Annotated in this window: 10 protein-coding genes; 5 read left to right on the forward strand and 5 right to left on the reverse strand. The window is 55.1% G+C overall.

Translation table 11 applies throughout. From position 1 onward, the window contains the following. Nucleotides 1–522 precede the first annotated feature (522 nt). Nucleotides 523–1875, forward strand: a complete 1353-nt coding sequence (gorA, locus tag Dpoa2040_RS09740; protein WP_168641116.1) for a glutathione-disulfide reductase — start codon at nucleotides 523–525, stop codon at nucleotides 1873–1875. Between the two features lie 147 nt (nucleotides 1876–2022). Here gorA and glyS read toward each other — a convergent pair whose 3' ends face one another. The 3 genes from glyS to Dpoa2040_RS09755 all read right to left on the reverse strand — a co-directional run bounded on the left by glyS (nucleotide 2023) and on the right by Dpoa2040_RS09755 (nucleotide 5971). After that, nucleotides 2023–4092, reverse strand: a complete 2070-nt coding sequence (gene glyS / locus Dpoa2040_RS09745) for a glycine--tRNA ligase subunit beta (RefSeq protein ID WP_042873638.1) — start codon at nucleotides 4090–4092, stop codon at nucleotides 2023–2025. 9 nt (nucleotides 4093–4101) lie between these two features. After that, nucleotides 4102–5016 (reverse strand): glycine--tRNA ligase subunit alpha, encoded by a 915-nt coding sequence (gene glyQ / locus Dpoa2040_RS09750; protein ID WP_012882795.1) that lies wholly within the window; start codon nucleotides 5014–5016, stop codon nucleotides 4102–4104. 148 nt (nucleotides 5017–5164) lie between these two features. Next, complete coding sequence (locus Dpoa2040_RS09755; RefSeq protein ID WP_042873636.1) at nucleotides 5165–5971, reverse strand: sulfite exporter TauE/SafE family protein; 807 nt, start codon at nucleotides 5969–5971, stop codon at nucleotides 5165–5167. Between the two features lie 191 nt (nucleotides 5972–6162). Between Dpoa2040_RS09755 and Dpoa2040_RS09760 the strand changes: the two genes are divergently transcribed. The 3 genes from Dpoa2040_RS09760 (at nucleotide 6163) to ghrB (ending at nucleotide 8459) form a co-directional block, all read left to right on the forward strand. Beyond that, entirely contained in the window at nucleotides 6163–6726 is a 564-nt protein-coding gene (locus Dpoa2040_RS09760; RefSeq protein WP_168641117.1) for a DNA-3-methyladenine glycosylase I, read from the forward strand. After that, nucleotides 6723–7178, forward strand: a complete 456-nt coding sequence (locus Dpoa2040_RS09765; RefSeq protein ID WP_168641118.1) for an N-acetyltransferase — start codon at nucleotides 6723–6725, stop codon at nucleotides 7176–7178. Before Dpoa2040_RS09760 ends, Dpoa2040_RS09765 begins: the two co-directional genes overlap by 4 nt. Before the next feature lie 318 nt (nucleotides 7179–7496). Beyond that, complete coding sequence (ghrB, locus tag Dpoa2040_RS09770; RefSeq protein ID WP_168641119.1) at nucleotides 7497–8459, forward strand: glyoxylate/hydroxypyruvate reductase GhrB; 963 nt, start codon at nucleotides 7497–7499, stop codon at nucleotides 8457–8459. A 66-nt stretch (nucleotides 8460–8525) separates the two neighbouring features. On the opposite strand, the gene Dpoa2040_RS09775 is transcribed toward ghrB, so the two are convergent. Further along, a complete protein-coding gene (locus Dpoa2040_RS09775) occupies nucleotides 8526–9734 on the reverse strand; it encodes an aldose 1-epimerase family protein (protein WP_168641120.1) in 1209 nt (402 codons plus the stop codon). A gap of 407 nt (nucleotides 9735–10141) precedes the next feature. On the opposite strand from Dpoa2040_RS09775, the gene Dpoa2040_RS09780 reads away from it, so the two are divergent. Beyond that, a complete protein-coding gene (locus tag Dpoa2040_RS09780) occupies nucleotides 10142–11398 on the forward strand; it encodes a valine--pyruvate transaminase (protein WP_168641121.1) in 1257 nt (418 codons plus the stop codon). Nucleotides 11399–11546: 148 nt separating this feature from the next. Here Dpoa2040_RS09780 and Dpoa2040_RS09785 read toward each other — a convergent pair whose 3' ends face one another. Next, the gene (locus Dpoa2040_RS09785; protein WP_042873625.1) at nucleotides 11547–11798 is read right to left on the reverse strand and encodes a DUF1471 domain-containing protein; all 252 of its coding nucleotides are present in this window, start codon (nucleotides 11796–11798) and stop codon (nucleotides 11547–11549) included. Nucleotides 11799–11917: the final 119 nt, after the last annotated feature.

Raw genomic sequence — 11917 nt, forward strand, 5'->3', positions numbered from 1 at the left:
GATGACAGTAAAATGCAACTAATATGACATTTTTGTGACAGCTGGATCGGGTTAGACCTGTTGTGATTAGCCGTCACTTATCGATTGAGCGCCGCTCGCGGCAAAAAAAGGGGGAGACGAATCTGGAATGCCAATACCATTTTTTGTTACCCAAAGGAAAAACTTGTAGGTTCGCCTGCTTTCCATCGCTATACCATCACAACGGTAAACTCAGCCAGGTACAGGCGTTGCTGATTGATAATTCCCATCAGGAATACCTGTAAAATAAGAGCCTATCCCCTTAAACCGGTTGTAGCTGGATTTGCCTATCGCATCAATTTTCAAAACCGTTGCGAATCGCCACGCATTTCTTCATACAATCCCGCTTTCTGTCTTTGCCGGATCCTGCTCGCTGGCGTTACACTTTTCGCTAGCATGACTCGTTGATTCGTACTCCGCTATCCGCGCCAGCATCGGGTGTGGTGGCAGGAGTGGTCTGTTTACTTGTATCGAACATTTATTGAAAGCAAGCGTGGAGCCCTGATGACCAGACATTATGACTATCTCGCCATTGGTGGCGGCAGCGGCGGCATTGCTTCCGTCAATCGTGCAGCCATGTATGGAAAGAAATGTGCGCTGATTGAAGCCAGGTACCTGGGAGGCACCTGCGTCAATGTCGGGTGCGTACCGAAGAAGGTCATGTGGCACGCCGCCCAGATTGCTGAAGCCATTCACCACTACGGGCCGGATTATGGTTTTGATGTCACCGTTAATCAGTTTAACTGGGATACGTTGCTGAAAAACCGTAGCGCCTACATTGACCGTATTCATCAGTCCTACAATAACGTGCTGGGGAAAAATCAGGTCGAGGTGATTCAGGGCTTTGCCCGTTTCGTGGATGCGAAAACGGTGGAGGTGAACGGCGAGCGCATCACCGCCGACCATATCCTGATTGCCACCGGTGGCCGGCCAACGCGCCCGGACATCCCCGGTGCGGAGCACGGTATTGATTCCGATGGTTTCTTTGCGTTGACGGCGTTGCCGCAGCGGGTTGCCGTTGTTGGGGCCGGTTATATCGCGGTGGAAATCGCCGGTGTGCTGAACGCGCTCGGTGCCGATGTTCACCTGTTTGTGCGTAAACATGCGCCGCTGCGCCAGTTCGACCCGCTGATTGTAGACACGCTGGTTGAAGTGATGAATACCGAAGGCCCGGCGCTGCATACCGAATCTATCCCCAAAGCGGTGGTGAAAAACGCCGACGGTAGCCTGACGCTGCAACTGGAAAGTGGGCACGAACAAACCGTGGATTGCCTGATTTGGGCGATAGGGCGCGAACCGGCAAACGATAAGATCAATCTCGACGTGGCGGGTGTGGCGCGCAACGAAAAAGGCTACATCGTGGTGGATAAGTTTCAAAACACCAGCGTGCCTGGCATCTATGCGGTGGGCGATAACACCGGTGCCGTTGAGTTAACGCCGGTTGCGGTGGCGGCGGGGCGTCGTTTGTCTGAGCGGCTGTTCAACAACAAGCCGGACGAGCATCTGGATTACACCAATATCCCAACGGTGGTGTTCAGCCACCCGCCTATCGGCACCATTGGGTTGACTGAGCCGCAGGCGCGCCAGCAGTACGGCGACGATCAGGTCAAGGTTTACAAATCTGCCTTTACCGCCATGTACACCGCAGTCACGCAGCACCGCCAGCCGTGTCGTATGAAGCTGGTGTGCGTGGGACCAGAAGAGAAAATCGTTGGCGTGCACGGCATCGGCTTCGGCATGGATGAAATCCTGCAGGGTTTTGCGGTGGCAGTAAAAATGGGTGCGACCAAAAAAGACTTCGACAATACGGTGGCGATTCACCCGACGGCGGCAGAAGAGTTTGTGACCATGCGATAACCCCGAAACCGCTATGTAACTACGTCGCGGTAGTCATTAGGGGAAGGGGTGCCTTGCTCTGATTGATAACAGTGGTCAATAGCGCTTAATGACAAAAAGCCTCCGTTAAAAGGAGGCTTTTGCGTGTGAATAAAACTATCTGCACACTTATTGCAACACCGAAATATCCGCGACTTTCAGGAACAGGTTGCGCAGTTCGTTGAGCAGCGTCAGGCGATTGATGCGCACCTGCGGATCGTCGGCGTTTACCATTACTTTATCGAAGAAGTTATCGACTGACTCACGTAACTGTGCCAGTTCCGCCAGTGCTTCCTGATAACGCCCCTCGGCAAACCACGGTGCCAGCTTGCTGGTCAGCGCGGTAACATACGTCGCCAGCTGAATTTCTTCCTTCTCTTTCAGCAACGCCGCCTGCACGCTGTCGTTCAGTGTTTCGGTGGATTTCGCCAGAATGTTGGACACGCGCTTGTTGGCGGCGGCCAGCGCTTCGGCTTGCTCCAGTGTGCGGAAATGACTCACCGCTTTCACACGGGCGTCGAAATCCGCCGGGCGAGTCGGGCGGCGTGCCAGCACCGCCTGAATGGTGTCGACACTGTGACCTTCTTCCTGATACCAGGCGCGGAAGCGGCCCAGCATGAACTCGATCACATCGTCTACCACGTTGGCGTTAGTCAGCTTGTCGCCGTACAGGCGTGCCGCTTCTTCCGTCAGCGTTTGCAAGTCCAGCGGCAGGCGTTTTTCCACGATGATGCGCAGCACGCCCAGCGCAGCACGGCGCAGTGCGAACGGGTCTTTATCGCCTTTTGGATGCTGGCCGATGCCGAAAATCCCCGCCAGCGTATCCATCTTGTCGGCAATCGCCAGTGCGCAAGCGACCAGTGATGACGGCAGTGCATCGCCGGCAAAACGCGGCTGGTACTGCTCGTTCAGTGCTACCGCCACATCTTCTGCTTCGCCGTCGTGACGGGCGTAGTGCATCCCCATCACACCCTGAGTATCGGTGAATTCAAACACCATATTGGTCATCAGGTCGCATTTGGACAGCAGGCCCGCGCGTTTGGCGTGATTGATATCCGCGCCAATCTGCTCTGCCACCCAGCCGGTTAGTGCCGCGATACGATCAGTCTTGTCGCGCAGTGTGCCCAACTGCTGCTGGAACAGCACGGTTTCAAGACGCGGCAGGTGATCTTCAAGGCGTTTTTTACGGTCGGTATTGAAGAAGAACTCGGCGTCGGCCAGACGTGGGCGCACCACTTTCTCGTTACCGGCGATAATCTGCTGCGGGTCTTTCGATTCAATGTTGGCGACAAAGATGAAATTCGGCAGCAGCTTGCCGCTGTTGTCGTAAACCGGGAAGTATTTCTGGTCGCCCTTCATGGTGTACACCAGCGCTTCCGCCGGCACTGCCAGGAACTTCTCTTCAAATTTCGCCGTCAGCACCACCGGCCATTCCACCAGCGAGGTGACTTCTTCCAGCAGGCTGTCGCTCAGGTCGGCATTGCCGCCAATCTTGCGTGCCGCTGCTTCGGCATCGGCCTTGATTTTGGCTTTACGCGCGTCGTAATCGGCGATGACCTTGCCACGTTCCTGCAGAATCTGCGGGTACTGGTCGGCGTTATCAATGGTGAATTCCGGCTCGCCCATAAAGCGGTGACCACGGATGGTACGCGCAGAATCAATGCCCAGCACGGTACCGGGGATCAGTTCATCACCCAGCAGCAGGGTCACGGTGTGTACTGGGCGCACAAACTGGGTGTCGTTATCGCCCCAGCGCATCAGTTTCGGAATCGGCAATTTCGAAAGCGCGGTGCTGACCATGCCCGGCAGCAGCGTTTGTGCCGCTTCGCCTTTTACCTGCGCACGGAACAGCAGCCATTCGCCTTTGTCGGTGGTCAGGCGCTCGGCCTGCTCGACGGTGATGCCGCAACCGCGTGCCCAGCCTTCTGCGGCTTTAGTGGGTTTGCCTTCGGCATCAAACGCCTGCGCGATGGCTGGTCCACGTTTTTCTACCTCCCTGTCCGGCTGGGAGGCGCTTAAACCGGCCACTTTCAACGCCAGACGGCGCGGAGCGGCAAACCAGTTGACCGACTGATAACCCAGCCCGGCAGCATCCAGTTCAGCAGTAAAATTGGCGGCAAACGATTCCGCCAGCGTACGCAAAGCCTTTGGCGGCAGCTCTTCGGTGCCGATTTCCACCAAAAATGTTTTGTCTGTCATCGCTGCCTCTCAGCTCTGTTTACGATTGCACATCGGGAAGCCCAGCGCCTCACGAGAGGCATAGTAGGCTTCCGCCACCGCTTTGGTCAGGGTACGAATTCGCAGGATGTAGCGCTGACGTTCGGTCACGGAAATGGCTTTGCGCGCATCCAGCAGGTTGAAGCTGTGGGCAGCTTTCAGAATGCGCTCGTAAGCAGGCAGCGGCAGCGGTTTTTCCAGTGCCAGCAACTGTTGGGCTTCTTTTTCATACTGCTCGAAGCAGGTAAACAGGAAATCCACGTCGGCGTATTCGAAGTTATAAGTCGATTGCTCCACTTCGTTTTGATGGAACACGTCGCCGTAGGTGGTTTTGCCGAGTGGGCCATCGCTCCACACCAGATCATAGACGCTGTCCACGCCCTGAATGTACATCGCCAGACGTTCCAGACCGTAAGTAATCTCGCCGGTTACCGGTTTGCATTCCAAACCACCCACCTGCTGGAAATAGGTGAACTGAGTGACTTCCATCCCGTTCAGCCACACTTCCCAGCCCAGTCCCCAGGCACCCAGCGTCGGGTTTTCCCAGTTATCTTCCACGAAACGAATATCGTGAATGGTCGGGTCCATTCCCAGCTCTTTCAGCGAACCGAGGTACAGTTCCTGAATGTTGTCTGGCGACGGCTTAATGATCACCTGAAACTGGTAGTAGTGTTGCAGGCGGTTCGGGTTCTCACCGTAGCGTCCGTCGGTTGGGCGGCGTGACGGCTGCACATAGGCGGCGGCAATCGGTTCCGGGCCGAGTGCGCGCAGGCAGGTCATGGGGTGAGAGGTGCCGGCACCGACTTCCATGTCCAGCGGTTGGACAATGGTACAGCCCTGACGCGACCAGTAATCCTGTAATGTCAGGATCAGGCCCTGAAAGGTCTTGGTATCAAACTTTTGCATGTTGGATTCGCACGCGATACAAGTGGTTTTTACAATGAAGGCGCCAGTATACCCTCTGAATGCAAGATATACAGCCAGAATGCGGCAACAACTTGAGCCGCATTACTTTAACTTGAGCCGAAGATAGGTTTGGCGGGGGAACTGGCGATCACCCCGTGAACACGGTTTGCAGCATTTTCAGGCTTAACAGCAACAATAACCCGGCAAACGCCTTTTTCAGCGTAGCGACCGGCAAGCGGTGCGCCAGACGCGCGCCTACCGGCGCGGTGAAAAAGCTGACTGCCGAGATCAGCGCCACTGCCGGCAGCGAAACGTAACCGACGCTGAACGCAGGCAGGCCGGTAGCGGACCAGCCGTTTATCATGTAACCCAGTGCGCCGGAGAGGGCGATCGGCAGCCCAACCGCCGCCGAGGTGCCGATAGCCTGCTGGATGCGCACGTTGCACCAGCTCAGAAACGGCACGGTGAGTGAGCCGCCGCCAATCGCCACCAGCGCGGAAATACCGCCGATGGTCAACCCGGCCAGCGACATACCCGGTAAGCCTGGCAACTGACGGTGAGGTTTGGGCTTAATGTTCAGCACCATCTGCAACGAGACATATGCCATAAAACAGGAAAAGAAAATCGCCAGCGCACGAGTGGGCAACAGCGCCGCCAGCCAGGTAGCGGCAAAGGTTCCGACCAGAATCGCCGGCGTGATGCGCCACACCACCGGCCACAACACCGCCTGATGTTGATGGTGGGTACGCAGGCTGGAGATGGCGGTAATCACAATCGCCGCCATTGAGGTACCCAGCGCCAGATGTACCAAATGCGCCGTTTCTACACCTTGTGCGGCAAACAGCGCCGTTAGCACAGGCACCATGATGCCGCCGCCGCCAATCCCCAGTAATCCGGCCATAAACCCCACCACGGCGCCCAACGCCAGATAGGCCAGCATCCACTCAATCCCCATTTATTGTCCCCTGTCGCTTATACTCTTGGTCATTTGATTTCAGCGGTAGCCGTTGTGGTCCCTGTCTGCGCAGGGTTGCATCGCATCGTGCGTAGGTTGATGATCGCCACACGATGCGGGTGATGTGCTGAAACTGGCCATCATCAATACCAACAATGCCGTGGGATCACAACTGGGGGAGGAGGAAGAGGATGACACGCTGTGGCTGGGTCACGCAGGACAGGTTGTATCAGGATTATCATGACAACGAATGGGGGAAACCCTGCACCGATAGCCGTGCGCTGTTTGAGTTGCTTTGCCTGGAAGGGCAGCAGGCCGGACTGTCGTGGATAACCGTGCTCAAAAAACGCGAGCACTACCGCCATTGTTTCCACGGATTTGATCCGCATCGGGTGACGGCCATGACCGATGACGATGTGGATCGTCTGGTGCTGGACCCCGGCATCATCCGCCATCGTGGCAAAATTGAGGCGATTATTCGCAATGCCCGCGCCTGGCTGGCGATGCAACAGCAAGGGGATGATTTTGCCGCGTTTATCTGGTCTTTCGTCAACCATCAGCCGGTGATCAACCGCCCGGCGTCGCTGGCTGAAGTCCCCGCAAAGACGGCGGTATCGGATGCGATGTCAAAAGCGCTGAAAAAACGTGGGTTTACCTTTATCGGCTCCACCATTTGTTACGCCTTTATGCAGGCCGCCGGGCTGGTAAACGACCATACCACCGATTGTTTCTGTCATGCTTCGGAGGCGTTGTGATCCGACCCTACCAGCCGCAAGACCTGGAGCCGTTGGTGCGGTTATGGCGGGAAAGCACCACGCTGGCGCATCCGTTTATCTCACCGCGCTATTGGCAGGAAAGCGAAGAGCTGGTGCGCGGACATTACATTCCCCATTCGCAAACCTGGGTTTATGAGAGCGAGCAGGGCATCGGCGGCTTTATCAGTGTGATGGATCAGCGTCTTGTCGGGGCGCTGTTTGTCCATCATAGCCTGTACGGTCAGGGTGTAGGCGCGGCGCTGATGCAGCATGTTCAGCACCGTTTTTCGGCGCTCACGCTGGAGGTGTACCAGCAGAACTCGCGCGCCTGCGCGTTTTACCGCAAGCAGGGGTTTGTGGTGGTGCAGGAGAATGACCAGCATGAAACCCAGTCACGCTTACTCATCATGCACTGGCAGGATCAGGCGTTACTGGCCTCAGTAATCCCCTGAGTTACATCAGGTTTTGATAACCGGGAAATGTGTCTGGTACAGTTGCATTATCGTTAATTGGTGATACTTTATAACATACCAATTTACGCCGCTGGCGTAGCTGGCTGCCACTTGTTTCATCTTTATTTGTAACACTGCTGATTTCAGCCAATACCGGGGTTTTTAGCGGGAGCGCGTCTTCTGGTACATCAGAAGACGCGCCACCCGACTACGACCTGACTTGCAGTCTCTTGCCATGTCGATCATCATGCCTCAGACAACCCATTCCTCAGGCGTCGTTTTAATCAGACAATCGCCTCAATCAGCCGGAGTGAACTGATGAAACCTGAAGTCATCCTGTACAAAAAGATCCCTGACGATTTACGCCAAAAACTGGAGCAATACGCTACCGTTTCGGTTTTTGATGGCTTGCCCCCCATCGACCATCCGATACTGGCGCGTGCAGAAGGGTTGATTGGGGCCGGGCATACTGTTAGCCGGGAGTATCTGTCTCACCTGCCGAAATTGCGCGCGGTATCCACGGTGTCGGTCGGTTACGACAATATTGACCTTGCGACGCTGAATGAGAAGAAAGCGGTGCTGATGCATACCCCGACGGTATTGACCGAAACGGTGGCGGATACCGTGCTGACGCTGATGCTGATGACCGCCCGTCGGGCGCAGGAATCCGCCGAGCGGGTGAAGGCCGGCGAATGGACACGCAACATCGGTGAAGATTGGTACGGTATTGATGTTCACCACAAAACCATCGGCATTTTGGGTATGGGGCGTATCGGTCTGGCGGTGGCGCAGCGGGCGCACTTTGGCTTCGGGATGCCGGTGCTCTATAACGCCCGTCGTCGTCATGACGCGGCAGAAACGCGTTTCAATGCCCGCTATTGTGATCTCGACACCCTGCTGGCGGAGTCGGATTTTCTGTGCATTACCCTGCCATTGACGCCGGAAACCCACCATCTGATCGGCAAGGCGCAACTGGCGAAAATGAAATTCAGCGCGATTCTGATCAATATCGGTCGCGGCCCGGTGGTGGATGAGCAGGCGCTAATCGAGGCATTGACCAATGGCACTCTGCACGCCGCCGGTCTGGATGTGTTTGAGAAAGAACCGCTGTCGATGGACTCGCCGCTGTTGACGCTGCCGAATGTGGTCGCACTGCCGCACATCGGTTCCGCCACTCATGAAACCCGCTACAACATGGCGGCCTGCGCAGTAGATAACCTGATAGCCGCGCTCAGTGGTGACGTTAAAGAGAACTGCGTCAATCCGGACGTGCTGAAGTAGTTCAGCACGCAAATTGAGAATCCTCCTTCCCGAAGTCAGGAAGGAGGATTCTCGCGCGAAGAGCGATTACTCCACCGCAATCGGTTTTTCGGTCAGCGTGGTGGTGCGATCACCCTGAATCGCTTTCACTTTCTGCTCGGTTTGTTGCACTGCTGCCGGGCTGCTCAACAAGCTGTAAGTCAGCTCGAAAGTGGTGCTTTGACCGGGTTGTAGCTTCTTCACTCGCCCTTGCTGGCGTTCAATGGTGACCGGATAGGCGTAGCTGGTGCCAGGCTCGATGCCCGTGACGTAGCCCTGTTTCTGAGTGTCGGTGTTTTTCCACAGCGTCAGCAGCGGCAACTGATGGGTATCAAACGCGATGGAAACCCCTTTGTCGCCTGCGCGATTGACCAGCGCGGCCAGCGTCTTGCCTTCTTTATCTGCGTATGGCGTCATGTTAAACACCATCTCGTCGAAGCCTTTAGTCGGGCCTTTATAGGTCTGCCAGCTTTTCAGACCGGCCTTGGCGTAGTCATTAAACGGTGAAATCTCTTTCACCGGTGCCAGGAAACGAGCCCCTTCTTCCAGAATCGGGGTACCGAAATTGCTGTGGTAGATAATCTGGTAATCACGCACGTAATCTGACTTATTGGTCAGCACGTCATGAATGGTAAACGACTCGCTCCCCGGTACGTAGCGCAGTTCAGTCCAGGTTTCGAGGTTGGATTTCTTAAAGCTGTTTTCCTTGAGCAAGCCGCGCACCGTGATGGTGTAAGGCGCTTTGTCGCTGACATCCACAACCACTTTTGACGCCGGCGTATTGCCGGCACGACCATGCAGGGTATAGATCATGCCGTCGCTGGTGACCGGATGCCCGGTCCACTCATAGCCGCAGCGCACCATCATCTCATTGAAACCCTCCAGCCAACCCAGCCCGTTACGGCTTTCCAGTGTAATGGTGTTCGGGTTGACCACTTCATCCACCGGGGAATCCCAGCCCAGCCGGATGTTTTTACCGGTCACATGCAGCAAATCCATACCGCGGGTTGGACTCAGGGTGATTTGCAACCCGTTCGGGCTGGTGATGGTGAGGGTTTTGCTGCCTTCCTGACGTCCGCCGTGCAGCACTTTTTGTTCGATGCTGAAGTGCTGATCCTTGATCTTCAGCATGTCGCTGTTAATTTGCCAGTTTCCTTTTTCGGTGCTGGTTTCAGCATCTGTCAGCACAAAGGTTTGTGCCGATGTCTGCCAGGAAACCAGCGCCAGAGCGATACTTATTGCCAGAACATTTTTCATTCCATACGTCCTTTTAAGCTGAATTGATTAAGCCTGTGGAGCCTGAAAGACTACAAATCCTGCTGACGGGAGAATGTGACTGTAATCACCAGATAACCAACTGCGCTTTTTTTGCGCTAAATTTGTATTATTCATCACGGATTTATTAATCATTACTAATAAGTTTGCATAAAAAATGTGATTTATGACGAATAAAAGCTGAAACTCGTTCAGCTTTTTGGGGGGGAAGGGGGGAGATGAGCCGGTAGTGCTGAAACCGAATGGCCTGCATTTTTAAGTTAATTATCTCGTGATAATAAAAATAATAAGAATAAAAATTCGAAGGGGGGTTTCCATTGCGATTGCACCAGACCAATACGCACGCTATGGTGGTAGTTTACCTGTGCTTCACTTTTTATTGACAAATTATGAACTTTTCCCGTTTTGGCAACAAATTTACCCGCCATGCTGGCATTACCCAACTGATGGACGACCTGAATGACGGGCTGCGCACCCCCGGCGCCATCATGCTGGGCGGCGGCAATCCGGCCCATATCCCGGCCATGGATGACTACTTTCAGCAGTTGTGCCGTGACCTGCTGGAGCAAGGAAAACTGACCGATGCGTTGTGCAACTATGATGGCCCACAAGGCAAAGATGTACTGCTGCATTCCCTCTCCGGCCTGCTGCGTGAACAGTTCGGCTGGGAGATTGGACCACAGAATATTGCACTGACCAACGGCAGCCAGAGTGCGTTTTTCTACCTGTTTAATTTGTTTGCCGGGCGTACCGACGACGGTCAGCGCCGCCGGGTGCTGTTCCCGCTGGCACCGGAATACATCGGCTACGCTGATTCCGGGCTGGATGAGGACATGTTTGTCTCTGTTTGCCCCCAGATTGAGCTGTTAGCGGAAGGGCAATTCAAATATCACGTTGATTTCGAGCAACTGCACATCACCGATGATATCGGCATGATTTGCGTCTCGCGGCCCACCAACCCCACCGGCAACGTGCTGACTGACGAAGAACTGCTGCATCTGGATGCGCTGGCCCGTGAACACCAGATTCCGCTGGTGATCGACAATGCTTATGGCGTGCCGTTCCCCGGCATCATCTTTAGCGATGCCACACCGCTGTGGAATCTGAACATTATTCTGTGTATGAGCCTGTCCAAGCTGGGTTTGCCCGGTTCCCGCTGCGGCATCGTGATCGGTTCTGAGCAGGTGATTGAAGCGCTCGGCAACATGAACGGCATCGTCAGTCTGGCACCCGGCTCCATCGGCCCGGTGCTGGCGCACGAGATGATTCAGCGCGGTGACCTGCTGCGGCTGTCCAACGATGTGGTCAGGCCGTTCTACCGCCAGCGGGTGGAGCAGACCATCGCCATCATTCGTCGTTATCTGTCGCCGGAAGTGTGCCTGATCCACAAACCGGAAGGCGCGATCTTCCTGTGGCTGTGGTTCAAAGACCTGCCTATCACCACCGAGGTGCTGTATCAGCGGCTGAAACAACGCGGCGTACTGATGGTGCCCGGTCATTACTTCTTCCCCGGTCTGGAACAGAAATGGCCGCACGTTCACCAGTGCCTGCGCATGAACTATGTGCCGGAGCCGGATAAAATCGAGCAGGGCGTCGCCATTCTGGCCGAAGAGGTGGAGCGGGCGCGACAAGAAGGCGGCGCCTGATTCCGCGAGCATCGTCAGACGGTTGACGAATCGGCAAGTTCACTGCCGCACCCCGTATATTGTGGGGGGGAGGCAGTGAGTCAGCCACTATTATTACAGACGCAACAAGCCGCCTGAAGGCGGCCTGTATGCTACAGAACCTGATGAATCAGTTATAGATTTCCGCTACGCCACGCAGTTGGTTGTCGTTGCCGGTCGCGGAGATGATGCGAAATGATTTGGCACCGGCGGCATCCGCTTTTTCAGACAGCGTAGCCTGCAGGCCATCCAGCGTATTCGCCGTGGCGCTGACAGAACCGACAGACTGGCTGGCAGACTGCTGTACTTCAGTCGCGGCGAAAGAGCCGAAAGAAACGGTAGCCAGTGCGATAACTACAGCAATATTTTTGATAGCGTTCATGGTTGATATCCTTCACATTATATTCGGTTAGTGTTCTTTACTGGAGGCGTTATCGCCTTCGATAAAAGTGATAATAGACCTGTTATCAGCTCGTTAAAAACGGGTTTATTTGTAGATAT

This window comes from Dickeya sp. CFBP 2040, assembly GCF_012273755.1.
Classification (GTDB): Bacteria; Pseudomonadota; Gammaproteobacteria; order Enterobacterales; family Enterobacteriaceae; genus Dickeya; species Dickeya poaceiphila.

Excerpts from the sequence above, each read along its gene's own strand:
- gorA (WP_168641116.1), top strand. The coding sequence starts at position 523 with ATGACCAGACATTATGACTATCTCGCCATTGGTGGCGGCAGCGGCGGC.
- glyS (WP_042873638.1), bottom strand. The coding sequence starts at position 4,092 with ATGACAGACAAAACATTTTTGGTGGAAATCGGCACCGAAGAGCTGCCG.
- glyQ (WP_012882795.1), bottom strand. The coding sequence starts at position 5,016 with ATGCAAAAGTTTGATACCAAGACCTTTCAGGGCCTGATCCTGACATTA.
- Dpoa2040_RS09755 (WP_042873636.1), bottom strand. The coding sequence starts at position 5,971 with ATGGGGATTGAGTGGATGCTGGCCTATCTGGCGTTGGGCGCCGTGGTG.
- Dpoa2040_RS09760 (WP_168641117.1), top strand. The coding sequence starts at position 6,163 with ATGACACGCTGTGGCTGGGTCACGCAGGACAGGTTGTATCAGGATTAT.
- ghrB (WP_168641119.1), top strand. The coding sequence starts at position 7,497 with ATGAAACCTGAAGTCATCCTGTACAAAAAGATCCCTGACGATTTACGC.
- Dpoa2040_RS09775 (WP_168641120.1), bottom strand. The coding sequence starts at position 9,734 with ATGAAAAATGTTCTGGCAATAAGTATCGCTCTGGCGCTGGTTTCCTGG.
- Dpoa2040_RS09780 (WP_168641121.1), top strand. The coding sequence starts at position 10,142 with ATGAACTTTTCCCGTTTTGGCAACAAATTTACCCGCCATGCTGGCATT.
- Dpoa2040_RS09785 (WP_042873625.1), bottom strand. The coding sequence starts at position 11,798 with ATGAACGCTATCAAAAATATTGCTGTAGTTATCGCACTGGCTACCGTT.